The 23,986-nt window shown below is 59.0% G+C and carries 19 protein-coding genes and 4 tRNA genes; 8 read left to right on the forward strand and 15 right to left on the reverse strand.

Annotation, left to right across the window (positions count from 1 at the left end):
• Positions 1-97 precede the first annotated feature (97 nt).
• Both ACQ4OB_RS19535 and ACQ4OB_RS19540 read left to right on the forward strand, forming a co-directional pair.
• The gene (locus tag ACQ4OB_RS19535) at positions 98-1,906 is read left to right on the forward strand and encodes a di-heme-cytochrome C peroxidase (RefSeq protein WP_430956282.1); all 1,809 of its coding nucleotides are present in this window, start codon (positions 98-100) and stop codon (positions 1,904-1,906) included.
• Positions 1,903-3,033 (forward strand): catalase family protein, encoded by a 1,131-nt coding sequence (locus ACQ4OB_RS19540; RefSeq protein WP_074878860.1) that lies wholly within the window; start codon positions 1,903-1,905, stop codon positions 3,031-3,033. Before ACQ4OB_RS19535 ends, ACQ4OB_RS19540 begins: the two co-directional genes overlap by 4 nt.
• Here ACQ4OB_RS19540 and ACQ4OB_RS19545 read toward each other — a convergent pair whose 3' ends face one another.
• The 5 genes from ACQ4OB_RS19545 to ACQ4OB_RS19565 all read right to left on the reverse strand — a co-directional run bounded on the left by ACQ4OB_RS19545 (position 3,034) and on the right by ACQ4OB_RS19565 (position 5,161).
• A complete protein-coding gene (locus ACQ4OB_RS19545) occupies positions 3,034-4,401 on the reverse strand; it encodes a hypothetical protein (protein ID WP_430956283.1) in 1,368 nt (455 codons plus the stop codon). It lies immediately after the preceding gene.
• A 217-nt stretch (positions 4,402-4,618) separates the two neighbouring features.
• Positions 4,619-4,695 (reverse strand) — tRNA-Asp (locus ACQ4OB_RS19550).
• Positions 4,696-4,714: 19 nt separating this feature from the next.
• Positions 4,715-4,790 (reverse strand) — tRNA-Val (locus ACQ4OB_RS19555).
• Between the two features lie 199 nt (positions 4,791-4,989).
• Positions 4,990-5,066: transfer RNA gene (locus ACQ4OB_RS19560), tRNA-Asp, on the reverse strand.
• Between the two features lie 19 nt (positions 5,067-5,085).
• Positions 5,086-5,161: transfer RNA gene (locus ACQ4OB_RS19565), tRNA-Val, on the reverse strand.
• Positions 5,162-5,321: 160 nt separating this feature from the next.
• Between ACQ4OB_RS19565 and rdgC the strand changes: the two genes are divergently transcribed.
• The 3 genes from rdgC (at position 5,322) to sugE (ending at position 7,785) form a co-directional block, all read left to right on the forward strand.
• On the forward strand, positions 5,322-6,242 hold the full coding sequence (rdgC, locus tag ACQ4OB_RS19570; RefSeq protein ID WP_074878865.1) for a recombination-associated protein RdgC: 921 nt from the start codon (positions 5,322-5,324) through the stop codon (positions 6,240-6,242).
• Between the two features lie 143 nt (positions 6,243-6,385).
• Positions 6,386-7,351 carry a bile acid:sodium symporter family protein gene (locus ACQ4OB_RS19575; RefSeq protein ID WP_102614805.1) on the forward strand — a complete coding sequence of 322 codons (966 nt, stop codon included), beginning with the start codon at positions 6,386-6,388 and terminating at the stop codon, positions 7,349-7,351.
• 119 nt (positions 7,352-7,470) lie between these two features.
• Positions 7,471-7,785, forward strand: coding sequence for a quaternary ammonium compound efflux SMR transporter SugE (gene sugE / locus ACQ4OB_RS19580; RefSeq protein ID WP_008151200.1), 315 nt, complete (start codon positions 7,471-7,473; stop codon positions 7,783-7,785).
• An 82-nt stretch (positions 7,786-7,867) separates the two neighbouring features.
• Here the strand turns inward: sugE and ACQ4OB_RS19585 are convergent, their stop codons facing one another.
• From ACQ4OB_RS19585 to ACQ4OB_RS19615, 7 genes are all read right to left on the reverse strand, one after another.
• Positions 7,868-8,629, reverse strand: a complete 762-nt coding sequence (locus ACQ4OB_RS19585; protein ID WP_413037955.1) for a TenA family transcriptional regulator — start codon at positions 8,627-8,629, stop codon at positions 7,868-7,870.
• Between the two features lie 78 nt (positions 8,630-8,707).
• A complete protein-coding gene (locus ACQ4OB_RS19590; protein WP_430956284.1) occupies positions 8,708-11,167 on the reverse strand; it encodes an EAL domain-containing protein in 2,460 nt (819 codons plus the stop codon).
• Positions 11,168-11,310: 143 nt separating this feature from the next.
• On the reverse strand, positions 11,311-13,128 hold the full coding sequence (locus tag ACQ4OB_RS19595; RefSeq protein WP_430956285.1) for an ABC transporter ATP-binding protein: 1,818 nt from the start codon (positions 13,126-13,128) through the stop codon (positions 11,311-11,313).
• The gene (locus ACQ4OB_RS19600; RefSeq protein WP_173860450.1) at positions 13,121-13,723 is read right to left on the reverse strand and encodes a DsbA family protein; all 603 of its coding nucleotides are present in this window, start codon (positions 13,721-13,723) and stop codon (positions 13,121-13,123) included. The genes ACQ4OB_RS19595 and ACQ4OB_RS19600 overlap by 8 nt, the downstream gene beginning before the upstream one ends.
• Positions 13,724-13,762: 39 nt before the next feature.
• Complete coding sequence (locus ACQ4OB_RS19605; protein ID WP_074878880.1) at positions 13,763-14,704, reverse strand: rhodanese-related sulfurtransferase; 942 nt, start codon at positions 14,702-14,704, stop codon at positions 13,763-13,765.
• Positions 14,705-14,854: 150 nt separating this feature from the next.
• Complete coding sequence (locus ACQ4OB_RS19610; protein WP_076028183.1) at positions 14,855-15,154, reverse strand: BolA family protein; 300 nt, start codon at positions 15,152-15,154, stop codon at positions 14,855-14,857.
• Between the two features lie 12 nt (positions 15,155-15,166).
• Positions 15,167-15,688: a DUF2059 domain-containing protein gene (locus ACQ4OB_RS19615; RefSeq protein ID WP_430956286.1), complete on the reverse strand. Its 522-nt coding sequence runs from the start codon at positions 15,686-15,688 to the stop codon at positions 15,167-15,169.
• 191 nt (positions 15,689-15,879) lie between these two features.
• Between ACQ4OB_RS19615 and ACQ4OB_RS19620 the strand changes: the two genes are divergently transcribed.
• Positions 15,880-17,274, forward strand: coding sequence for a class II fumarate hydratase (locus tag ACQ4OB_RS19620; RefSeq protein ID WP_430956287.1), 1,395 nt, complete (start codon positions 15,880-15,882; stop codon positions 17,272-17,274).
• Between the two features lie 115 nt (positions 17,275-17,389).
• Here the strand turns inward: ACQ4OB_RS19620 and ACQ4OB_RS19625 are convergent, their stop codons facing one another.
• Positions 17,390-18,349 (reverse strand): DMT family transporter, encoded by a 960-nt coding sequence (locus ACQ4OB_RS19625; RefSeq protein WP_074878888.1) that lies wholly within the window; start codon positions 18,347-18,349, stop codon positions 17,390-17,392.
• 211 nt (positions 18,350-18,560) lie between these two features.
• Between ACQ4OB_RS19625 and ACQ4OB_RS19630 the strand changes: the two genes are divergently transcribed.
• Positions 18,561-18,755, forward strand: a complete 195-nt coding sequence (locus ACQ4OB_RS19630) for a DUF6316 family protein (RefSeq protein ID WP_033055288.1) — start codon at positions 18,561-18,563, stop codon at positions 18,753-18,755.
• A 120-nt stretch (positions 18,756-18,875) separates the two neighbouring features.
• Here ACQ4OB_RS19630 and ACQ4OB_RS19635 read toward each other — a convergent pair whose 3' ends face one another.
• Together ACQ4OB_RS19635 and pap are read right to left on the reverse strand one after the other, a co-directional pair.
• Entirely contained in the window at positions 18,876-20,060 is a 1,185-nt protein-coding gene (locus ACQ4OB_RS19635) for a thiolase family protein (RefSeq protein ID WP_074878890.1), read from the reverse strand.
• 101 nt (positions 20,061-20,161) lie between these two features.
• The gene (gene pap / locus ACQ4OB_RS19640) at positions 20,162-21,685 is read right to left on the reverse strand and encodes a polyphosphate:AMP phosphotransferase (protein WP_074878892.1); all 1,524 of its coding nucleotides are present in this window, start codon (positions 21,683-21,685) and stop codon (positions 20,162-20,164) included.
• Positions 21,686-22,001: 316 nt separating this feature from the next.
• Here pap and mnmC point away from each other — a divergent pair, with 316 nt between their 5' ends.
• Positions 22,002-23,984, forward strand: coding sequence for a bifunctional tRNA (5-methylaminomethyl-2-thiouridine)(34)-methyltransferase MnmD/FAD-dependent 5-carboxymethylaminomethyl-2-thiouridine(34) oxidoreductase MnmC (mnmC, locus tag ACQ4OB_RS19645; protein ID WP_430956288.1), 1,983 nt, complete (start codon positions 22,002-22,004; stop codon positions 23,982-23,984).
• The last annotated feature ends 2 nt before the right edge of the window (positions 23,985-23,986 follow it).

Genomic DNA, 23,986 nt, shown 5'->3' on the forward strand with positions numbered 1-23,986 from the left:
AACCGATAGCAGAACCCCCGCATCTGGCGTAATGGCCTCTTGCCGCACTTCAGTTGCTGAGGCATAAGGGAGCTTCAAATCAACAAGGATGTTCATCTTGCGCCTCTTCTTTCGCTTGCTGGTTCTGTTCGCAGTCCTGCTGGGGCTGGGCCTCGCTGTGGTTCTGTACTACGTCGCCAACCCGAAACTGCCGGCCTGGTCCCCCGCGCAGCAAGTGCATTATCTGGAGCAATGGAGCGCCAGCGATCGCGAGACTTATTACTTCACGCCCCAGGGCACTCAGGTCAAAGGCTTGCGCTATGACTGGTTCAAGGCCCTCGAATTACCGTTCTCGCAACAGCGATTCGCCGCCCCCGAATACCTCGCCCGCTTTGGCTTCCTGATCGACCCCAGCCAGAAACCCACATTGAACAACCCTGGCAATCTGCCCGTGGGTTTTGCCCGGCATCAGAACCCTGGAAGCCAGGACGAGTTTCTGGACATTACCTGCGCTGCCTGCCACACCGGGGAACTGCGCTTTAACGGCCAGGCCGTGCGCATCGATGGCGGTTCGGCACAGCACGTTCTGCCCTCCAGCGTTCCTACATTGCGCGGCGGTAGTTTCGGACAAGCGCTGGTAGCGAGCCTGACGTCGACTTATTACAACCCATGGAAATTCGAGCGTTTCGCTCGCAACGTATTGGGCCAGGACTACGATGCCCGGCATCAACAACTGCGCAAAGACTTCAAAGTCTCTCTCGACACCTTCTTGAAAGTGGCCTGGAACGACACCCATCGCGGGCTCTATCCCACCGAAGAAGGCCCCGGTCGCACCGACGCTTTCGGGCGCATTGCCAACGCCAGTTTCGGCGATGCGATTTCCCCCGCCAACTACCGTGTGGCCAACGCTCCGGTCGACTATCCGCAACTGTGGGACATGTGGACCTTCGACTGGGTGCAGTGGAACGGTTCGGCGCAGCAACCGATGGCCCGTAACATCGGCGAGGCCCTGGGAGTGGGCGCCACGCTGAGTTTCTTCGACGCTGACGGCCAGCCGCTTAAAGGAGACGACCGTTATCCGTCCAGTGTCCGCTTGCGCGATCTGCACCTGATCGAACAAACCCTGCAACGGCTCAAACCACCGGCCTGGCCGGAAGCACTGCTGGGCGCCATCGACAAAACCCAGGCCGCAAAGGGTCGTGAGTTATTCACCGAGAACTGCGCCGGCTGCCATGTACCTCGAACGGTCCAAAGTGACGGGCGCTGGGTGCAACATTTGAAAATGCTGCCCGTGGAGTTCATCGGCACCGACCCGGGCGCGGCCAACAACATTGCCGACCATCGCTTCGACCTCAGCGCCTTGCAATGGGACCCGGCAGAGTTGGCGCAACTGGATGTGCAATTGCAGCCGACGCCCACTGAATCGCTGGATTTGAGCAAGCTCTCATCGGCTAAGGGGTTGGCCTACGTCACCGCTTTCGTCGGAAACCGGGCCTACCGTGACGCAAACATTCCTGCGGCCGAACGACCGGACATGGATGGTTTCGGCCTGCCGATTGGCGTGCGCGAATTGCGCGCCTACAAGGCGCGACCATTGGCGGGAGTCTGGGCAACCGCACCGTTTCTGCATAACGGTTCGGTGCCGAGCCTTTATCAGTTGCTCTCACCCCAGGATGAACGCGCAACCACCTTCTACAAAGGCACTTTCGAGTACGACCCCCGGCACCTCGGCTATCGCACCGAGGCCTTCACCAATGGCTTCATGTTCGACACACGCATCACCGGCAATCACAACAGTGGCCACGAATTCCGCGCAGGCAAGCGTGGTAACGGCGTCATCGGTCGCCTGCTGCAACCAGAAGAGCGCTGGGCGCTGCTGGAGTATCTGAAAGTGTTGGGCGGCCCATTAGAGGCACAATTGCCATGAGCAGACTCTGGATGCGTTTTGGCACCTTTCTCGGCAAAACCCTGCTGTGGTTGCTGGGCTTGGGATTGCTCGCCTGGGCACTTGCCGCCGCGTGGTTCGCCTGGCAGCACCGCGGCCCGGTTTCGGCTGAAGAACTGATTCCCGATGGTGAATCAGCGATGACCCGAGACATCATCCAGACGGCCGTACGCATCGTCGATCAGCATCGTGAAAACACCCGCTACCTGCGCGACGCCCATGCCAAGGCCCATGGCTGCGTGAAGGCCGAGGTTCAGGTGCTGCCGGATCTGGCGGGCGAACTGCGTCAGGGGGTATTCAACGAACCCGGCAAAACCTGGCAAGCGACGATACGGCTGTCCAACGGCAATGCGTATCCGCAATTCGACAGCATCCGCGATGCCCGGGGCATGGCAATCAAATTGCTCGATGTGCCTGGCAAACAGTTGCTGAGCGATCGCCAAGGGCACAGTGAACAGGACTTCGTGATGTTCAACCATCCGAACTTCTTTGTCAGCGATGTCGCTGAGTATCGTCAGAATGTGGCGGCTCAGGCTGATGGCAAAAAGGCGATGGCGTTCTTCCCGGGTTGGGACCCGCGCACGTGGCAAGTCCGCCATCTGTTTATTGCGTTGGCGACGCTCTCCCCTGCCCCGGCAAGCCCGACGCAGACCACTTACTTTTCGGTTTCGCCGTACAAGTTCGGTGAAGCCAACGCTAAATTCCGCGTGGCGCCGGATCCTGATAGCTGCCCGGTCTACACGCTACCCACGCAAAATCAAAACCTGCCGAACTTCCTGCGCACTGCGCTGAACCAGCAGCTGTCGACCGACCGGGTGCCAGCCTGTTTCGTACTGCAGATACAGCGCCAGGATCCGACCAAATACATGCCGATCGAAGACACCAGTATTGAGTGGCAGCAACGCGATGCTCCGTTCGAGACCGTGGCGCGGATCAAAGTACCCGCCCAGGACTTCGATACACCTGCGCTGAACATGCAATGCGATAACCAGTCGTTCAACCCGTGGTTTGGCCTTGAGGCTCATCGCCCCATTGGCGGCATCAACCGGTTACGCAAAGCCGTGTATGAAGCAGTCAGCGACTACCGCCACAGCCGTAATAGTGAGTAATCATTGCGGCGCCTCCGGGTCGACGGAGACGACGGTCGTGGAGACAGTAACCTTACCGGCTTGCGGCCAGACTTTACTCGTATAAAGGACACCCAAGGCCCCGGCAGCCGCCACCAAATCAACGTACGCCCTCGGACGCAGCGCTCCCGTCGTTATGCTCTGCTCAATGTCTTGTTGTCCATTGGTATACAGGTCCAGCTTCGCCATCAGTTCTATCACTTTCTCGGACTCAGGCTTGGCAAAACGCAGTACCGCCCCATCGGGCGTGCACAAAAACAAGCGATGATGAGGTGCCATGACAACCCGGTTCAGGCCGACCCGCAGGTCCGCGGGAGAGAAGAAGTTTTTATAAAGCTCGACGTCTGTGGGGGGCAGTCGATTTGTCGGGAGAGGGTTCACCGAGTGGTAGAAACCGTGAACCCGAAATGTTTCCGGGAGGATTGGATTACCGTGGCGATCCTTTGGGAAGAGAGCTTCCCGATTGAACGAGGCGTAATCACATGCAATAGGGAGGGTGACGACAAAAACTTCCTGCGTTTTATGCTTGAGTACGATGCCCACCTGCTGCTGCGTGGACGATAACGTTTGCATTTTCGTATGAAGATACCGGGCAACTTCCCTGGCATCCTTAAGGATTGGCCCACAAACCGGCATCCGCCTGATCGGCGGATTTTGCTGCAGCATGTCTTTCCGCCAACTGGCTTTCAGCTCGCCCCTTTTCCTCCAAAGACTGCCTGGTACCACTGTGACCACCTCCCCGGCGGCTACAGCCAACAAAACCAGAATGCTGCCTGGCACTTCACCTCGTTCATACAAGCTCTCGAAGGATTGAAGCCTGCCATCGGGCTTTCTTCCAAGCTGGCGTGACAACTCCTGCTCGAACTCTGTGTCTTTTGAGGTGTAAGAAAGCAGACCGCCACTTCCAGATACGTAACATCTGGAAAATTTTCGACGCCGGGTCATTACTTCGAAAAGATCGGAAACTGAAAAGAACAGCTTTCGCTGGATCCACTCTACGTTGCTTTCCTCCAGACCTCTGACCATGTCGACATGGGAAAGCAAGCGCGCCTGGAGGGTGTATCCGGCCGGAACCTCCAGCGCACCATTTGCACTTACGGATACGACTAACGGAAATTTGGGTTCTTTTTGTGTATCAGCACTTTCTTCGCCGTGCATCACCTCGGTGGCGCAAAGAAAGTGACCTTCCTCGTTTTTGAGCATGAATCCTGAGAACTCGACGCCTTGTTGACCTTTCAACGACTCGTGCAAAAAAGCAGCGGCGTCATCGCAGGTTACGAAAACCGGATTCGGAAGGAACGAGTCGGGAGTGGAGGACGAAACAACAACTTCAGGAGGGGTGGACTTCATGATTACAGCCTCTCGGTAGGCAATGAACTTGCTCCATGACAGGTATTGGTCATGGAGAACGCTGTCCATTGTCCGAAAGCTGCGTGCCTTGCAGGCACTACATAGTTATATCCACGGCACGCTGTGAAGGACTTCACCAAACCCCAGACAGCAAAAAGCCCGCATTAAGCGGGCTTTCTGTGGTGACCTGGCGTTCAGCGTTCCAGGTGACTGAATATGGCGCAGCGGACGGGACTCGAACCCGCGACCCCCGGCGTGACAGGCCGGTATTCTAACCGACTGAACTACCGCTGCGCGTAGCGTTGAAAGTAAGTGGTGGGTGATGACGGGATCGAACCGCCGACATTCTGCTTGTAAGGCAGACGCTCTCCCAGCTGAGCTAATCACCCTTTACCTTCGTTGCGGGGCGCATTGTGCCACAGATTTTCATAAAGTGTTGATTTAATTGAATATTTTTCAAAAAAATCTGAAAACCCATAAAACGACGCGACCAGCAGGAACAACTTGCAAACTTTTGACAGAAAAAAACCCGCGTTAAGCGGGCTTTTCCGTGGTGACCTGGCGTTCAGCGTTCCAGATAACCGAATATGGCGCAGCGGACGGGACTCGAACCCGCGACCCCCGGCGTGACAGGCCGGTATTCTAACCGACTGAACTACCGCTGCGCGTAACACTGGAAGCGAATGGTGGGTGATGACGGGATCGAACCGCCGACATTCTGCTTGTAAGGCAGACGCTCTCCCAGCTGAGCTAATCACCCTTCACTTTCGGTGTGGCGCGCATTCTACGGAGCGACCACATCTCTGGCAAGCACTTTTTAAATTAATTTTTTCAGGCCTTCCAAAGGCTTAGAGAAGGGTTGGCCTATGGCGCTGCGAAGAGAATAATGCCCCCCTTTGTATAAAGGAGAGACTCGCCCCATGTGGTTCAAAAACCTGCTTATCTATCGCCTGACCCAAGATCTGCCTTTTGATGCCGAGGCGTTGGAAACTGCACTGGCCACCAAACTGGCGCGTCCATGTGCAAGCCAGGAGTTGACCACCTACGGTTTCGTCGCGCCCTTCGGCAAGGGCGAAGATGCTCCGCTGGTGCACATCAGCGGCGACTTCCTGCTGATCGCTGCCCGTAAAGAAGAACGCATTCTGCCGGGCAGCGTCGTGCGCGACGCGGTAAAGGAAAAGGTCGAAGAGATCGAAGCCGAACAAATGCGCAAGGTCTACAAAAAAGAACGCGATCAGATCAAGGATGAAATCATCCAGGCCTTCCTGCCGCGGGCTTTTATTCGTCGTTCGTCGACTTTCGCTGCCATCGCGCCGAAGCAGGGCCTGATCCTGGTCAACTCGGCCAGCCCGAAACGTGCCGAAGACCTGTTGTCCACCCTGCGTGAAGTCATCGGCACACTGCCGGTACGTCCGCTGACCGTGAAGATGTCTCCTACCGCGACCATGACTGAATGGGTCACCACCCAGAAAGCCGCGAACGATTTCTTCGTGCTGGACGAGTGCGAGCTGCGTGATACCCATGAAGATGGCGGCATCGTGCGTTGCAAGCGCCAGGACCTGACCAGCGAAGAAATCCAACTGCATCTGAGCACCGGCAAAGTGGTCACTCAGCTGTCGCTGGCCTGGCAGGACAAGCTGTCTTTCGTTCTTGACGACAAGATGGTGGTCAAGCGCCTGAAGTTCGAAGACCTGCTGCAAGACCAGGCGGAACAGGACGGTGGCGAAGAAGCCCTCGGCCAACTGGACGCCAGCTTCACCCTGATGATGCTGACCTTCGGCGACTTCCTGCCATCGATGGTTGAAGCGCTGGGTGGTGAAGAGACTCCGCAGGGAATCTAAAAGGTAAAAGGTCATCCCTGTGGGAGCGAGCCTGCTCGCGATGGCGTCATCACGATCAACATGTATGTTGACTGTGAAACCGCTATCGCGAGCAGGCTCGCTCCCACATTTTTATGGGTTACTCAAAGAACAAGGATCAGGCCATGCGCGCACTGGCTGCATTGAGTCGTTTTGTCGGCAACACCTTCGCTTACTGGGTATTGATTTTCGCCGTCGTGGCGTTCCTGCAACCGTCCTGGTTCATCGGCCTGAAGGGCGCAATCGTGCCGCTGTTGGGCCTGGTGATGTTCGGCATGGGCCTGACCCTCAAGCTCGAAGACTTCGCCGAAGTCGCTCGCCATCCATGGCGCGTGGCCTTGGGCGTGGTTGCGCATTTTGTGATCATGCCCGGTGTGGCGTGGTTGCTTTGCCAGGCTTTCCACTTGCCGCCGGAGATCGCTGTCGGCGTCATCCTGGTTGGCTGCTGCCCTAGCGGCACTTCGTCGAACGTGATGACCTGGCTGGCCCGCGGCGATCTGGCGCTGTCGGTGGCCATTGCCGCTGTCACCACCCTCCTCGCCCCGCTTTTGACCCCGGCTCTGATCTGGCTGCTGGCCTCAGCCTGGTTGCCGGTGTCGTTCATGGAGCTGTTCTGGTCGATCCTGCAAGTGGTGCTGCTGCCGATCGTGCTTGGCGTGGTTGCCCAGCGCCTGCTGGGTGATTGGGTTCGCCACGCGGTAGACGTGTTGCCACTGGTGTCGGTGGTGAGCATCGTAATCATCGTCACAGCCGTGGTGGCCGCCAGCCAGACGAAGATTGCCGAATCCGGCCTGCTGATCATGGCCGTGGTGATGCTGCACAACAGCTTTGGCTATCTGCTGGGTTACTTCACCGCAAGGTTGTTCAAATTGCCACTGGCCCAGCGTAAATCCCTGGCACTGGAAGTCGGCATGCAGAACTCCGGGTTGGGTGCAGCGCTGGCCAGTGCACACTTTTCACCGCTGGCGGCGGTGCCGAGTGCGTTGTTCAGCGTCTGGCACAATATCTCCGGGGCGCTGCTCTCGACATATTTCCGCCGGATGAGCGAGAAAGAAGATCGGGAAACAGCGGCGCAGCAGGCTATCGACTGATCCGAAAACTTGATCCCCGGGTTAATGATGGGCACTCTATTGCAAAACGCGAGGACGACCTCGCGGCTCGATCGAGTCATTAATCTGGGGACGACCCCGTCAATCGATGGAGGTCTCTCATGTCCTGGATCATTCTGTTTTTCGCCGGTCTGTTCGAAGTTGGCTGGGCCGTCGGCCTGAAATACACCGATGGCTTCAGCCGCCCTCTCCCCACCGCATTGACCGTTGCCGCCATGGCGATCAGCCTTGGCTTGCTGGGCCTTGCCATGAAGGAATTGCCGCTGGGCACGGCCTATGCGATCTGGACGGGTGTCGGTGCGGTCGGGACGGTCATTGCCGGGATCATCCTGTTCGGTGAATCCATGGCGTTGTTCAGGCTCGCCAGTGTCGCGTTGATCATTTCCGGGCTGGTTGGACTGAAGATCAGCGCCTGACTGTTGTTGACTGCCAATACAAAAAAGCCCGCCTCCCCCTAGACAGGGGGAGCGGGCTTTTTCAAGGGTGTGAATCGGCCGATCAGCTCTCGGCCAGTTCCATGCGCTCACGCGCGACAGGTGCCTTTTGCGCATGCTCAAGCTGCATGCAGCGCTCCAGGAACAGGAACATGTAGTCGTAGCTCTTGCACACGGCCTGACGCAATTCCACTTGCAGGGATTTACTAGGGTTCATACCTGCCAAGGTGCAGATGATTTCCAGGGCTTCCCACGGATGGGCATCGTCGTACTGGGCATGCATCTTCAACCACTTCATGGCCCGCTTGCGATCTTCCTCCGGGAAAGAGGCCGCGTAGATACCATTGGAACAGACCAGCGCCGACCATTCCCCGGTCGCGCCTTCAATGGCGTAGTTGGTGGCGGCAATGGCAACAATCAGTGAATCCGCTGAACTGGTGTGCCAGCACCAATGGCTCAAGGCGTGAAGTTCAGGGGCAACTTTTTGCGCTTGCAGATCTTCCAGGCTGACACCGTGAGCACGGCTCCAGTGCACCCAGTAATCGGCATGGTTCAATTCGACGCGTATGTTACGCATCAACCAGCGACGAGCCATGTCTTCACCTGGATGGCGGGCGAAGCGTGTCTTGGTCAGGTTTTGTGCCATATATAACGCGAACTGTTCAACTACCGGCCAGCCACCAATCAGGTACTGGCGCATGGTCTTTGCACTGAGTTTGTTATCACGCAGTCGCTGATACAGTTCGTGTTCGACAACCCGGCGTTTGCTCTCGCTGCAATCCTGGATCAGGCGTTGAGCCCAGACGGGATAACTTGCAGCGTCCATGAGTGGTCCGGTTCGGTTGAATGTGTCGATCACTGTCGAGCTCCTTTTGATTGTGATTATAAGGATCAGCAAGAGATTTCAACGGAACGTGCCAGGCGCCTTGAACAACAAAGGCTGTGGCCTGGCGGGACGACTTTGTAAACTGTCGCAGGTAAACAAATGCGGGCGTTCAATAACATACCCTTGAGCGTAATCCACCCCGATCTCCAACAGTGCCTGCTCGATCTGGGGTGTTTCAACAAACTCGGCAATCGTACGCTTACCCATAACATGACCGATGTGATTGATCACTTCGACCATGGCGCGGTTAATCGGGTCGTCCAACATATCCTTTACGAAACTCCCGTCGATCTTCAAGAAGTCTACAGGTAAATGTTTCAAGTATGCGAATGAGGACATTCCGGCGCAAAAGTCATCCAGTGAAAAGTGGCAACCTAAGCCTTTGAGTTCATTAATAAATCTGATTGCACTTCCAAGATTTGAAATAGCACTGGTTTCAGTGATTTCAAAACAAATCATTTCAGGCGGTATGGAGTAAGTAACAAACTGTTCACGCAGGAAGTGCAGAAACGCCTCATCTCCGATAGTTGTGCCTGACAGATTAATCGCACACATGGCCAATGGGCCTTTGTGCTGTTCGGCTATGCATTGGGCAATAATTTTGAATACGTTCTGTACCACCCAGCGATCAAGGGATGTCATCAGACCATATCGCTCAGCAGCCGGAATAAAACTGTCGGGCAATATCATGCGTCCGGCTTCGTCATGCAGGCGCAACAGAATTTCGATATGTCCACCGCCCTTCTCGACATGACCAAGTGGCGCGATTTCCTGGGCATACAAACAGAAACGGTCTTCTTCCAGTGCGATGTGCAAGCGCTGTACCCAAGCCATCTCGCCGAAGCGCAGGGACAGTTCCGAATCATCGGCGTGATAGACCTGAACCCGATTGCGCCCCTTTTCCTTGGCCATGTAGCAGGCCATGTCGGCAGCGCGCAGCGAGGCCTCGAGGGTGGTCGGATTCTGAGCGACGTGAACCAGCCCGATGCTCACAGTGGTTACAAAGGGTCGGCCTTTCCAGACGAAGTGCAGGTTCTGCACAGTCTGACGCAGGCCCTCGGCGATTTTCTCGGCGGCTTCCGGGGCGCAGTTCTCCAGCAGGATGCCAAACTCGTCGCCACCCAGGCGGGCCAGGGTATCGCCTTCGCGCAAACCAGACTGCAACAGTGCGCAGATATGCCGGAGCAATTCATCACCCGCTGCATGGCCACAGGTATCGTTGACCAGTTTGAACTGATCCAGATCGAGGAACATCAGCGCATGGCGCCCCGTCTGACGTGTCAGGTTGTGCAGCGCCTGCTCCAGGCGATATTCGAACTCGCGGCGGTTGGCGAGCCCGGTCAAGGCGTCGTGGGTCGCCTGCCAGGACAGATTGGCAATGTATTGCCGTTCCTGGGTCATGTCGTGCAGCACCAACACCGTGCCGCTGACCTTGCCGGCGTTGCGGATCGGCGCACCGACCAAGGTCACCGAAACGGTGCTGCCATCCAGGCGCTGGATCAGTTTTGAGTGTTCGCTGCCACCGCTCAGCTGTCCGCTCAAAATGTGCTCGATCAACGTGAAACCATCGGCCTGAGCGTTCTCGTCCAACAGATTGAACAGCGCCGCCAGCGGCAAACCCGTCGCCTGTTCGGCTTTCCAGTGCGTCAACGCCTCGGCGGCCGGGTTCATGTAGGCAATCGCTCCGTCGACATTCGTGGTGATCACGCCATCGCCGATCGATTGCAAAGTGATTTGTGCCCGGTCTTTCTCCAACTGCAAAGCGTCGGCGAAGGCATGGCGCTGCTTGAGCAATTTGTGCGTGCGCATCAAGGCCAGGAGGATCAATCCCAGAGCCGTGGCGAGGTTGGTCACCAGCAACACCCGCAGGATCCTCCGCGAGCCTTCACCCAAGGCATCGCTGAAGGCCTTCGCCGCCGGTGTCACACTTTCGTTGATGAGGAATATCTGTTCCTTCCAGCGCTTGATATCGGCAGCGCTGGCCTTGCGGGTGGTGACGCGCTGATGCATTTCCCGCGCAATGGCATCGAGTTGCACTAGATACGCATCCCCCACCCTCCAGAGGTCAATGGCTTTCTCGTGGTAACTGAAGTGCCGGAAATTCAGGTACAGCCAGATCACACTATCGATGTCATCCGGGTGGTTGCCGCCTTTGAGGATCGCCGCGCGCGCGGCTTCGATATTCGGCGGCTGATGATCCAGCGCCACACGCAACTCGTGGCCCCCTTGGGGCACGGCAATGGCGTTCTGGTATTTGAGGAAAATCGCCTCGTCGCGACTGTCGGCGTAGAGATTGAGGTAATAAATGGCGTCTTTCTGGCCTTTGGACCACAGGCTTTCACCGGCAACGTAGCCGCGAACCGCCGACAGAACGTACAGGCTCACGCCGCCCAACAGGGCCTGAAATAGCACAACGGCGATAAATGGCCAGACAATGCCCAACAACCGTGGCGTTCCGAGAGTCCGCGTTTGTTTCATGAGATCCCTTGCATTAGCACTGCTTGATCGTCTTCCGGACGAAATCGCTACAGCTAGACTAGGGTGCGTTCCCGGTTCCGGCAAGCGGAGGATCCGTCTCGGCACCCTCTGAACATCGCCCTATATAGGTACGCGGCACTGACCTAATGCTGCTGCAAATGCCCATAAAGCTTGGCGTACAAACCACCCTCGGCAATCAGTTGCTGATGGTCGCCATCCTCGGCAATTTGTCCGCCATCGAATACCAGCACCCGGTCGGCCTGTTTCACCGCCGATAATCGGTGCGCAATGATCAGCGTGGTGCGGTTGCTCAGGAACCGCGCCAGCGCCTGGTGAAGGTTGTATTCGGTGGCGGCATCCAGTGCCGAAGTGGCCTCGTCGAGGATCACTACCTTGGGTTCGGCCAACACCATCCGCGCAATGGCCAGGCGTTGGCGCTGGCCGCCGGACAAACGCACGCCGGAACGCCCGACGATACTGTCCAGGCCATTGGGCAACTCTCGAATCGTGGCGTGCAATTGCGCGATTTCCAGCGCTTGCCAACAGGCTTCGTCACTGCGCTCACGGCCCATGGTCAGGTTGGCGCGCACGGTATCGTTGAACAGCGCCGGGTGTTGCAAGACCACGGCGACGTTCTCCCGCACGGTTTCCAGGCCGATCTCTTGCTGGGTGGAACCGCCGAAGCGGATCGTCCCGGAGAGCGGCGTGTACAGGCCCAGCAGCAACTGCACCAGCGTGCTTTTGCCACCACCGCTGGCGCCGACGATCGCGACTTTTTCGCCGGGGGCGATCGACAGGTCCATCTGGTTCAACACCAACTCGTCGCCGTAACCGAAACTCAATCCCTGGACTTCAATACCCACGGTTTCGCGACCGTGGAACGGGTCCACTCCGCCCGGGTATTCAGGTTCATCGGCCCGGGCCAGCAGCTCGTTGATCCGCGACAGCGCGCCGCCGGCGGCGTAGTAGGCGTACTGCAGATTCAGCAGCTGTTCCACCGGACCGATCATGAACCACAGGTAGCTGAACACCGCGAGCATCTGGCCGATGGACAGGTCGGAGAACAGCACCGTGAGCATCGCCGCCGCCCGGAAAATATCGATGCCGAACTGGAACAGCAAGCCGCTGGCACGGTTCGAGGCATCGGTTTTCCACTGCGAGTTCACCGCGTAATCGCGTACGTCCCGGGCGCGCTGACCCAGGCGCCCGAGGAAAAAACCCTGACGGTTGCCGGCACGCACTTCCTGAATGGCATCGAGGGTTTCGGTGAGTGCCTGGGTAAAGCGCGAGGTGCTGTCGTTCTCGAGTTTCTTCAGGTGCTTGACCCGCTTGCCCAGCAATACCGTGGCGTAGATCACCAGCGGGTTGAACAGCATGATCAGCAGCGCCAGCTTCCAGTGCATCCAGATCAGAATGCTCGCGGTGCCGACCAGGGTCAGCATGGCGACCAGGAATCGGCTGAGGGTTTCGCCGACGAATTTGTCCACAGTGTCGAGGTCGGTGACCAGGTGCGTGGTCACCGTGCCGCTGCCCAGGCTTTCGTATTCGCCCAGGGAAATGCGCTTGAGCCGATCGATCAGCCGTGTGCGAATGCGGTACACGATGTCCTTGGCCAGTGCCGCAAACAACTTTGCCTGAACCACGTTGAAGAACAAGGCGCCACAACGCAGCAACAAGGTCACCAGCAGCATCAGGCCGATGTAGCCCGACGCTTTCTGCCAGTCGTCGGGCAGCGCGTGGTTCATGATCTTCAGCGCGGAGTCGCCATGGCCCAGCAGCACTTCGTCCACCAGCAACGGCAAGAGCAAGGGAATCGGCACGCTGCACAACGTTGCCAGCACGGCCACGCCGTTGGCGATCCACAGGGATTTTTTGTGATGCAGCGCCAGGCGACGGATTTCCGCCCAGCTCAGACGGTCGACACGTGTAGCGGTTGCGGCTTCGTCAGGCTGGTCATGCACAGGCAGCGCGCTCCAGCCAGCGGCCGAGCAACGGTGACAATACGCTGAGCGGCTGATAGCCATTGGTCAACAGCGCCAATTGACCATTACGCTCAGCCAGCAAGGTAGGGAAACCGGCAATGCCCAGGTCCTGGACCCAGGTGAAATCGGCCGCTGTCGCGGCGTGCTGATCGGCACGGTCGAACGCGGCGGCGAACTCGATACGTGGCAGACCGGCCTGCTCCGCCAGCTCCACCAGGACACTGGCGTGAGTGACGTCGCGACCTTCGGCGTAAAACGCATGCTGAATCAGCCCCAGCAGTTTCCATGCGCAATCCGGCGCCAGGCTGCGCGCGGTCACCAGTGCCCGACAGGCAGGTTCGGTGTCGTAGACAAACCCGGCGGGCAATGCGCCTTCCAGCTTGAACGGTTGCCCCGTGGCTTCGGTGACCGCTTGCCAATGCTCAAGGATGTAGCGCCGGGTGGTCGGCTCCAGCGCGGAACCGCTGCCGGTACGCAAACCGCCCACCACCAGGTGCACGTCCACCCCCGCTGCTTGCGCCTGCTCGACCAGCGCGTTGGCCACCGGCGCGAAGCCCCAGCACCAGGAGCACATCGGGTCCATCACATAGAGCAGGCGTTGCGCAGACATGGTTCAAGCCTCGGAAGGAGTTTGCTTGTAGTTGTAGCCGATCGGGTGCGGCAGGTTGCGCGCCTTGGCCAGTTCGATCTGCTTTTGCCGGTCGATGGCACTGCGACGGGTCTTCTCGCTCAGCTTATCCCAGCAATGCGGGCAACTGATGCCGGCCACGTAGTGCTCGGACGCGCGGTCGGAGGCGCTGACAGGCGTACGGCAGGCATGGCATTGATCGTAGTCGCCTTCGCTGAGGTCATGACGCACGGTCACACGGTTGTCGAACACGAAGCAGTCGCCCTGCCATTTGGTTTCTTCCTGCGGCACCTCTTCGAGGTATTTCAGAATGCCGCCCTTGAGGTGATAGACCTCGTCGAAACCCTGGCTGAGCATGTAGCTCGAAGCCTTTTCGCAACGAATGCCGCCGGTGCAGAACATCGCGACTTTCTTGTGCACGGCCGGGTCAAAATGGGCTTTGATGTAGTCGGGGAATTCGCGAAAACTGGTGGTCTTCGGGTCGATGGCGCCTTCAAAGGTGCCGATCGAGACTTCGTAGTCGTTGCGGGTGTCGATCAACAGCACTTCAGGATCGCTGATCAGCGCGTTCCAGTTCTGCGGATCCACATAGGTGCCAACCTTTTTGTTCGGGTCTACGCCTTCGACGCCGAGGGTGACGATTTCTTTCTTGAGTTTGACTTTGGTGCGATAGAACGGCTGGTCGTCGCAGTACGACTCTTTGTGGTCGATGTCGTCCATGCGCGGGTCGTTCTTCAGCCAGGCCATCAGCCCGTCAATGCCTTCGCGGCTGCCGGACACGGTGCCGTTGATGCCTTCTTCGGCGATCAGCAGGGTGCCTTTGATGCCGTTGTCGACCATCGCTTGCAGCAGTGGCTCGCGCAGGGCGACGTAATCTTCCAGGGTGACGAACTTATACAGTGCCGCCACGACAATCTGTTGTGTCATGGGTGATTCTCCAGGTGGCTACCCTCGTAAGGGGTGAACCGGATGCGAAAAAAAACGCGCCGGGTGAGCGGCGCGTTGCGGATTCTAGCAAAAACGGTGTGGTTTAGGACTGCGATCTGCAGGCTTGGCACAGCCCATCAACCCTTCACATCAATGCTTGCTGCCGCCAGCACAGGTCGGCGAGGCCGGAGCCGCGTCGATCTGTGCCCATTCCTCTGGCGTGTAGGTATGCAGCGCCAACGCATGGAACTCGCCCATCAGCTCGCCGAGCGTGCCGTAGACTTTCTGGTGACGCTTGACGCGGTTGAGCCCTTCGAACTGCTGGCTGACCACCACGGCCTTGAAGTGGGTCTGCAACCCACGGCTGTGCATGTGGCTTTCATCCAGCACTTGCAGATGCAGCGGCTGCAACAGGCCCAGCGTTGATTCGATGCGTTGTTGCATGGTCATACCGAACTCCGCTTAAGGCTTTTTCTTGGCAGGAGCGGCGCCTTTAGGCTCCAGCTCGGCCGTCATGTCAGCCAGCAGCTTGTTGACCACAGGCACCGCGCTTTCCAGCTTGGCTTGAGTCATCTGGGCCGATTGCTGAGTCAGCTGCGGCATTTTTTCCAGGACTTTCTTGCCCAGTGGCGACTTGTAGAACGCGACCAGGTCTTTCAGCTCGGATTCGCTGAAGTTGGTGGTGTAGAGCTTGATCATGTCCGGCTTCAGCTTGTTCCAGCCAATGGCTTGGTCCAGCGCGGCGTTGGCTTTGGCCTGGTAAGTTTCCAGCAAGGCTTTTTTCGACTCGGGGGCTTTGGTTTGCTCAAAGCGCTGAGCGAACATTTGCTGCACTTGCATGTACACCGGAGTGCCCAATTTGTCAGCGTGCGCCAGGGTCAGGAAAGCTTCGGCACTGGCGTTGTGGCTGGCGGTATCGGCAAGAACCTGGCCGCTGGCGCAAACCAGTGCAACCGCGGTACAGATGGCACGAAGACGAGTCATCGAGTTTCCTTTTCTAGCAGGCGAGGCAAAACCTCAAGGGCGACCATTCTGCACCTAAAAAACTGTGTCACTCAACCCCAAGCCTTGTCGCACCTGATTTAGAGGGGCTGAACGGTCAAAAAACAGACTGATGGAACCACGGCCGGCGATCACGGCCTAAACTGCGCTATCGACCTACAGGAGTGTGCATGATGAGCCGTATCGAAACCGACAGCCTTGGCCAGGTTGAAGTCCCGGATGAAGCCTACTGGGGCGCTCAGACGCAACGCTCGCTGATTAACTTCGCCATCGGCAACGAAAAAATGCCGCTGGCGGTGCTGCATGCCCTGGCGCTGATCAAGAAAGCCGCGGCGCGGGTCAATGACCGCAATGGTGACCTGCCCGCCGACATCGCCCGGCTGATCGAACAGGCCGCCGACGAAGTGCTCGACGGCAGCCATGACGACCAGTTCCCGCTGGTGGTCTGGCAGACCGGCAGCGGCACCCAGAGCAATATGAACGTCAACGAAGTGATCGCCGGTCGCGCCAACGAACTGGCCGGTAATGCTCGCGGCGGCAAGTCGCCGGTTCACCCTAACGATCACGTCAACCGCTCCCAGAGTTCCAACGACTGCTTCCCGACCGCCATGCACATCGCGGCCGCCCAGGCGGTGCAACAGCATTTGTTGCCGGCGATCAACGAACTGTCGGGCGGATTGGCCGAGCTGTCTGCGCGACACATGAAACTGGTCAAGACCGGCCGCACCCACATGATGGACGCGACGCCGATCACCTTCGGCCAGGAACTGTCAGCCTTCATCGCGCAACTGGATTACGCCGAGCGGGCGATTCGCAGTGCGCTGCCCGCCGTCTGTGAACTGGCCCAGGGCGGCACCGCAGTCGGCACCGGGCTGAATTCGCCCCACGGTTTTGGCGAAGCCATCGCTGCCGAACTGGCCGCCCTCTCCGGCCTGCCGTTCGTCACCGCACCCAACAAGTTTGCGGCCCTGGCTGGCCATGAGCCGTTGACCACGCTGTCCGGCGCGCTGAAAACCCTCGCCGTGACCCTGATGAAAATCGCCAACGACCTGCGCCTGCTGGGCTCCGGACCGCGAGCAGGCTTTGCCGAAGTGAAATTGCCGGCCAACGAACCGGGCAGCTCGATCATGCCGGGCAAGGTCAATCCGACTCAGTGCGAAGCCCTGTCGATGCTGGCGTGCCAGGTATTGGGCAACGACGTCGCCATCGGGTTTGCCGCGAGCCAGGGGCACCTGCAACTGAACGTGTTCAAACCGGTGATCATCCACAACCTGCTGCAATCGATCCGCCTGCTTGGCGATGGATGCAGCAACTTCCAGCAGCATTGCATCGCCGGCCTGGAACCGGATGCAGAGAAAATGGCTGAGCATTTGGAGCGTGGATTGATGTTGGTGACGGCGCTGAATCCGCACATTGGCTATGACAAATCGGCGGAAATCGCCAAGAAGGCTTACGCAGAAGGGCTGACCTTACGTGAGGCGGCGTTGCAGTTGGGGTATCTGACGGATGAAGAGTTTGATGCGTGGGTAAGGCCGGAGAATATGCTCGAGGCGGGTGCCAAAGGCTGACCTGACTGATCGTTCCCACGCTCCGCGTGGGAATGCAGCCCGGGACGCTCCGCGTCCCTGCCGAAGCGGACGCGGAGCGTCCATTGAGGCATTCCCACGCAGAGCGTGGGAACGATCATCCGACCGCTATTCGGGCCTTTCGAGCCCTGAGCCCCGCAATCAGCGACGGCCCCAACGCCACCAGCGCCGACCCCAGCACCACCAGCACCGCCCCGCCATACCCCAGACCATTGATCGTCTCGGCATGCACATACTCCGGCCACATCCACGCCGCCACGGCCACCGCAGCGAATGTCACCAACGGCGTGATCGCCAGCGTCGCACTGACCCGCGATGCCTCCCAATGCGCCAGGGCTTCGGCAAAGGCGCCATAGGCGATCAGGGTGTTCATGCAGCACGCCAGCAGCAGCCAGCCTTGCAGCGGGCTCAGTTGCAGCGCTTCCAGCGGGTGCACCCACGGCGTCAGCAACAACGCGCAGAACAGATAGATTACCATCATCACCTGCAGCGAATTCCATACCGTGAGCAGTTGCTTCTGGCCCAAGGCGTAAAACGTCCAGACCGTGGACGCCAATAACACCAGCAGCACGCCGGCGGTGTAATCGGTCAGCGAGGTCAGCAATTCGGCCAGCCGCTGATTGAAAAACAGGGCAAAGCCGATTAGCAGCACCAGCAGGCCAATCCCCTGCCCCACGCTGAACCGTTCCTTGAACACAAACAGACTGGCGATCAGCAACATAATCGGCCCCATCTGCACCACCAGTTGCGCGGTGCCGGGGCTGAGCAGGTTCAGGCCCATCAGGTACAGCACGTAGTTGCCCACCAGGCCGAGCACCGCCATCAACACCAACCAGCCACCACGCGGCCCGAGCACCTTGCGGCTCGGCAGGCGCTTGGTCGCCGCCAGATAAATGAACAGGCAGCCGCCGGATACGATCAGGCGAAACCAGGTCACCGTCACCGGGTCCATCACCAGCAGCACTTGCTTGAGTTTGATCGGCAGGATTCCCCACAACAGCGCGGTCACCAAGGCCAGGAACAGACCGTAAACCCAGCGACCCGATGAAATGTGCATTGCGAACCCCGAAGCCAAGTGGCGAGAACCGTCATTCTAGGCTCAGACCTGTTCGGTACACAGGGACAGTTGGGGGCGGGCCGCGAATGAAACTGTGCAGGTCGCACCATTAAATTGGCGCTATGCCGTCGATCGGCTGGCCAGGCGTCGCAAGTGGTTCATGCATAAGCTCATGGAATTCGCCAACAGGAACATTCCCCAGGAGATCGCCATGTACGGCAAACGCGCCCAGGACAATGCCCCCGCCACTCACTTTCGCTGTGACCGGGTGTGTCGTGTGAATGGGGATTTGTATTTCAGCACCCGGGAAAACACCCTGGAGGGGCCGTTTGAAAATCCGGAGAAGTTGGCGCGCGAGGTACAGGCTTACATTGAGCGGATGCTGCTTTTGCGGATGAGCCTGTAGACCGCGGCGCGGCCATCGCGAGCAGGCTCACTCCCACATTGGATCTATGTCACACCAGATCCCTGTGGGAGTGAGCCTGCTCGCGATGGCGGCTAACCAGGCAACACAAATCTTGCAGTCTTAACGCACTGCTTCAAACAACCCGGTCGCCCCCATCCCGCCCCCCACACACATGGTGACGATACCGTAACGCACATTGCGGCGCTGCAATTCACGCACCAGATGCCCGACCTGACGCGAGCCGGTCATGCCGAACGGATGGCCGATGGAAATCGAGCCGCCATTGACGTTGTACTTGTCGTTATCGATCTCCAACCGAATGCGGCTGTACAGGCACTGGGACGCAAACGCTTCGTTGAGTTCCCACAGATCTATGTCGCCAATTCGCAAACCCTTGGCCTTGAGCAACTTCGGCACTGAAAAAACCGGGCCGATGCCCATTTCATCCGGCTCGCAACCGGCCACGGTGAAACCACGGAAGAACGCCTTCGGTTTCAACCCCAGTTCCAGTGCTTTTTCCAGGCTCATCACCAGCGTCATCGACGCGCCATCGGACAGCTGCGAAGAGTTGCCCGCCGTCACCGAACCGTCTTCGGCAAACACCGGTTTCAATCCCGCCAGGCTTTCCAGGGTGGTACCCGGGCGGTTGCAGTCATCGTGGTCGACGATGCCGTCAAGGATCTGCACCTGACCGGTGGCCTTGTCTTCAACCCGATACTTCACCGCCATCGGCACGATTTCATCGTCAAACAATCGATCGGCCTGAGCCTGAGCGGTACGTCGCTGACTTTGCAGCGCGTACAGATCCTGTTCTTCGCGGCTGACGTTGTAACGACGAGCGACGATTTCGGCGGTCTGGCCCATCGGGAAATAAATGCCCGGCACCTGCTCTTTCAGCAGCGGGTTGATCAGGTTGTCGGTGTTGATGCTTTTCATGGTCAGGCTGATGGACTCGACGCCACCGGCGACGATGATGTCGCTGCAACCCGAGGCGATCTGGTTGGCGGCGATGGCGATCGCCTGCAAGCCCGACGAGCAAAAACGGTTGAGGGTCATGCCGGCAGTGCCGGTGCCCAGGCGCGACAGCACCGCGATGTTGCGTCCGATGTTGAAGCCCTGGCCACCTTCATTGGAACCGGCACCGACGATGCAATCCTCGACACTGGCCGGGTCGATGCCCGAACGCGCCAGCAGCGCATTGACGCAATGGGCCGCCATGTCGTCCGGGCGGGTCATGTTGAACTTGCCGCGAAAGGATTTGGCCAGGCCGGTCCGCACACTGTCGACGATCACCACTTCACGCATGGCATACCTCATTGTTGTTGTCGGTTGGGAGTGGACCGAGCATAAGTCCACTGCATTACCGACCGCGACAATCATTCACCCTGTGTATGCGTAACCATCGTTCACTTCTTGTGCTGTTGCGCTTTCCTGTTGTGTTTGTCGGACTTTTCGAACGCTTCTTCCAGCGCCAGATTGATGGTGCGCAGGACTTTGACCCGCGCCCAGCGCTTGTCATTGGCTTCTATCAGTGTCCAGGGCGAGATCTCGGTGCTGGTGCGATCGACCATGTCACCGACCGCCGCGCGGTAGGCGTCCCATTTGTCACGATTGCGCCAGTCATCTTCGGTGATCTTGAAACGCTTGAAGGGAATCTCTTCCCGCGCCTGGAAGCGCTCCAGTTGCGTCTGCTTGTCGATGGCCAGCCAGAACTTGACCACGATCACCCCGGCCTCGGCGATCAGTTCTTCAAAATCATTGATTTCACTGTAGGCCCGCAACCAGTCAGCCGGTGGGCAGTAGCCCTCGACGCGTTCCACCAGCACGCGCCCGTACCACGAACGATCGAACACCGTGAACTTGCCCTTGGCCGGGATGTGCCGCCAGAACCGCCACAGATAAGGCTGCGCCCGTTCCTCTTCAGTGGGCGCGGCAATCGGCACGATGTTGTACTGACGCGGATCGAGGGCCGCGGCAACCCGGCGGATCGCCCCACCCTTGCCGGCCGCGTCATTGCCCTCGAACACCGCCACCAAGGCATGCCGACGCATGCGTTTGTCGCGCATCAGGCCGGAGAATCGTGCCTGTTCGGTAATCAATTGTTCTTCGTAATCGTCCTTGTCCAGGCGCAGGGTCAAATCCAGGCTGTCGAGCAGGCTCAGTTGATCGACATGGATCGGCAACGGCGCGGCATTGACCTTGGAAGGATGGACCTTGTGTCGCTTCAGGGCGCTTTGCAGGCCTTCGAGCAGGATCTTGCCCACCGCCAGGCTGCGGTAATGCGGGTCCACCCCTTCGATCACATGCCAGGGCGCATAGTCGCGGCTGGTACGGCGCAACACGCGTTCGCCGTATTTCACGAACTTGTCGTAGGTTTGCGATTGCTGCCAGTCCAGCGGACTGATGCGCCAACTGTGCAGCGGGTCATCCGCCAGGGCCTTGAGCCGCGCCTTCATTTGCTTCTTGGAGAGGTGGAACCAGAACTTGAAGATCAGCGCGCCTTCGTCGCAGAGCATTTTTTCAAAGCGCTCGGACTGATTGATGACCTGATCCAGCACCGGGTCCTTGAACAAGCCATGCACCCGGCCTTGCAGCATCTGGCTGTACCAGTTGCCGAAGAAAATCCCCATGCGGCCCTTGGCCGGAAGCATCCGCCAGTAGCGCCAGGCCGGTGGCCGCGCCAGCTCTTCGTCGGTCTGCTGATCGAACGTGCGGACCTCGATCAAGCGTGGGTCCATCCATTCGTTGAGCAACTTGACCGTCTCGCCCTTGCCGGCGCCTTCGATGCCATTGATCAGAATGATTACCGGGAAGCGGCGTTGCTGGTGCAGTTCGAACTGCGCTTCGAGCAGGGCTTCACGCAGGGCTGGTTCTTCGGCTTCGTAGGTTTCTTTGTCGATGGCGTGACCGATTTCGGCGGATTCGAACATGGATGGCTCCCTTTCCAGATTGAGCAAGACTAGCGGATTGAGTGGTTTCCGCAGGAGAAATCCCTGACTTCCCAGCAACGACGTTTCCTGTAGCAGCTGCCGAAGGCTGCGTTCGATCGCGCAGCGGTCGTAAATCCTGAATTCACGTTTTACCTGAAAAATGCATCGGCTGTTTTTGCGACCGCTGCGCGATCGAACGCAGCCTTCGGCAGCTGCTACAGATTTTCAGCGAATCTGCGAGCGCATGCGTTGCCATGGATCAAGCACCACCCCGGCGATCGGCTAGAATGGCCGCCTTGCCGTTGCCGAGCCTGCCATGAAACCTGTATTGCCCCACGCCCAGCTCGACTGGGACGACCAAGGGCTCCCGCGTTCGCGGGTGTTCGATGATGTGTATTTCTCCGACCTGTCGGGGCTGGACGAAACCCGCTACGTGTTCCTCGAACAGAACGCTTTGCGTGAACGCTTTGCCGCGCTGCCGGCGAGCGGTCGACTGGTGATTGGCGAGACCGGTTTCGGCACCGGGCTGAATTTCCTTTGCGCCTGGCAGTTGTTCGAACAGCACGCGGTGGCGGGGGCGCGACTGCATTTTGTCAGTGTCGAAAAGTACCCGCTGAGCCTGCCCGACCTGCAGCGCGCCCTGGCCTTGTGGCCGGAGCTCAAGCCATTTGCCGATCAGTTGCTGACGCAGTACGTCGCGATCCACCCAGGCTTCCAGCGCCTGGTGCTGGACAACGGCCGTGTGACCCTGACCCTGCTGATCGGCGATGCGCTGGAACAATTGCCACAACTCGACGCGCAGATCGACGCCTGGTTTCTCGACGGTTTTGCCCCGGCGAAAAACCCCGACATGTGGACCGCCGAGCTGTTCGCCGAACTGGCACGTCTGGCGGCCCCCGGCTCGACCATCAGCACCTTCACCAGCACCGGTTGGGTTCGCCGCCTGTTGAATGCCGCAGGCTTCAAGATGAAGCGCACGCCCGGCATCGGCCACAAATGGGAGATCCTGCGGGGCGTTTTTCTTGGCTGGCCGGAAGAAGTCCCGGCGCCCGCCGCAGTCAAACCATGGTTCGCACGTCCGACGCCATTGACCGGCGAACGTCGGGCACTGGTGATTGGCGCCGGCCTGGCCGGTTGCGCCACGGCCGCCAGTCTCGCCGCGCGGGGTTGGCAAGTCAGCCTGCTGGAACGTCACGATGCGCTGGCGCAAGAAGCCTCGGGCAATCCACAGGGCGTGCTTTATCTCAAGCTTTCGGCCCATGGCACCGCGTTGTCGCAATTGATTGTCAGTGGATTCGGTCACACCCGACGCTCGCTCGAACAGCTGCAACGGGGCGTCGACTGGGACGATTGCGGGGTCTTGCAACTGGCCTTCAATGCCAAGGAAGCCGAACGCCAGGCGCAATTGGCCGCCGCCTTTTCGCCAGACCTGGTGCACTTGCTCGATCAACCGCAAGCCCAGGCTCAGGCCGGGATCGCCCTGGAGCACGGCGGATTATTTTTCCCGGAGGGCGGCTGGGTTCACCCGCCGGCGTTGTGCCATTGGCAAGCATCTTCGGCGAACATCCAGTGGCTGCCCCATCGCGATGTCCTGGAGCTGCGCAAGGTTGATGATCAATGGCAGGCCTGGGACGGTGATGATTTGCTGGCCAGTGCCCCCGTGGTGATCCTGGCCGGCGCCGCAGAAATCAAGCGCTTCCCTCAAAGCGCCGAGCTGCCCCTCAAACGCATTCGTGGCCAGATCACTCGGTTGGCGCAAACACCGGAAAGCCAGAGCCTGGCCACCGTCGTCTGCGCCGAAGGCTATGTGGCACCGGCTCGACTGGGCGAACACACCCTCGGCGCCAGCTTCGACTTCAAGAGCGACGACCTGACCCCGACCCTCGCCGAACACCTCGGCAACCTGGCTTTGCTGGAGGAAATTTCCCCCGACCTGGCCAGGCGGCTGCATGCACAGGAATTGGACCCGCAACTGCTTGAAGGACGCGCCGCGTTCCGCTGCACCAGCCCGGACTACCTGCCGATCGTTGGCCCGCTGGCCGAATCAGCAGCCTTCGCCGATGCCTACGCCGTACTGAGCAAGGATGCCCGGCAAGTACCGGACATTCCCTGCCCCTGGCTTGAGGGTTTTTACGTCAACAGCGGCCACGGTTCTCGCGGCTTGATCACCGCGCCGCTGTCGGGTGAATTGCTCGCGGCATGGATCGAAAACGAACCGCTGCCCCTGCCCAGAATGGTTGCCGAAGCCTGCCATCCCAACCGTTTTGCCGTGCGCCAATTGGTCCGCGGAAAAGTCTGACG

Origin of the sequence: Pseudomonas sp. ES4 (assembly GCF_050586665.1) — a bacterium.
Classification (GTDB): domain Bacteria; phylum Pseudomonadota; class Gammaproteobacteria; order Pseudomonadales; family Pseudomonadaceae; genus Aquipseudomonas; species Aquipseudomonas frederiksbergensis.

Bases quoted from the DNA above. Each gene is read 5' to 3' on its own strand.
- ACQ4OB_RS19630 (WP_033055288.1), top strand. From the start codon at position 18,561: ATGTACGGCAAACGCGCCCAGGACAATGCCCCCGCCACTCACTTTCGC.
- pap (WP_074878892.1), bottom strand. From the start codon at position 21,685: ATGTTCGAATCCGCCGAAATCGGTCACGCCATCGACAAAGAAACCTAC.
- ACQ4OB_RS19545 (WP_430956283.1), bottom strand. From the start codon at position 4,401: ATGAAGTCCACCCCTCCTGAAGTTGTTGTTTCGTCCTCCACTCCCGAC.
- ACQ4OB_RS19635 (WP_074878890.1), bottom strand. From the start codon at position 20,060: ATGCGTGAAGTGGTGATCGTCGACAGTGTGCGGACCGGCCTGGCCAAA.
- ACQ4OB_RS19625 (WP_074878888.1), bottom strand. From the start codon at position 18,349: ATGCACATTTCATCGGGTCGCTGGGTTTACGGTCTGTTCCTGGCCTTG.
- ACQ4OB_RS19540 (WP_074878860.1), top strand. From the start codon at position 1,903: ATGAGCAGACTCTGGATGCGTTTTGGCACCTTTCTCGGCAAAACCCTG.
- ACQ4OB_RS19600 (WP_173860450.1), bottom strand. From the start codon at position 13,723: ATGTGCTCCTGGTGCTGGGGCTTCGCGCCGGTGGCCAACGCGCTGGTC.
- ACQ4OB_RS19620 (WP_430956287.1), top strand. From the start codon at position 15,880: ATGAGCCGTATCGAAACCGACAGCCTTGGCCAGGTTGAAGTCCCGGAT.
- ACQ4OB_RS19575 (WP_102614805.1), top strand. From the start codon at position 6,386: ATGCGCGCACTGGCTGCATTGAGTCGTTTTGTCGGCAACACCTTCGCT.
- rdgC (WP_074878865.1), top strand. From the start codon at position 5,322: ATGTGGTTCAAAAACCTGCTTATCTATCGCCTGACCCAAGATCTGCCT.
- ACQ4OB_RS19585 (WP_413037955.1), bottom strand. From the start codon at position 8,629: ATGGACGCTGCAAGTTATCCCGTCTGGGCTCAACGCCTGATCCAGGAT.
- ACQ4OB_RS19590 (WP_430956284.1), bottom strand. From the start codon at position 11,167: ATGAAACAAACGCGGACTCTCGGAACGCCACGGTTGTTGGGCATTGTC.
- ACQ4OB_RS19605 (WP_074878880.1), bottom strand. From the start codon at position 14,704: ATGACACAACAGATTGTCGTGGCGGCACTGTATAAGTTCGTCACCCTG.
- ACQ4OB_RS19615 (WP_430956286.1), bottom strand. From the start codon at position 15,688: ATGACTCGTCTTCGTGCCATCTGTACCGCGGTTGCACTGGTTTGCGCC.
- mnmC (WP_430956288.1), top strand. From the start codon at position 22,002: ATGAAACCTGTATTGCCCCACGCCCAGCTCGACTGGGACGACCAAGGG.
- ACQ4OB_RS19610 (WP_076028183.1), bottom strand. From the start codon at position 15,154: ATGACCATGCAACAACGCATCGAATCAACGCTGGGCCTGTTGCAGCCG.
- sugE (WP_008151200.1), top strand. From the start codon at position 7,471: ATGTCCTGGATCATTCTGTTTTTCGCCGGTCTGTTCGAAGTTGGCTGG.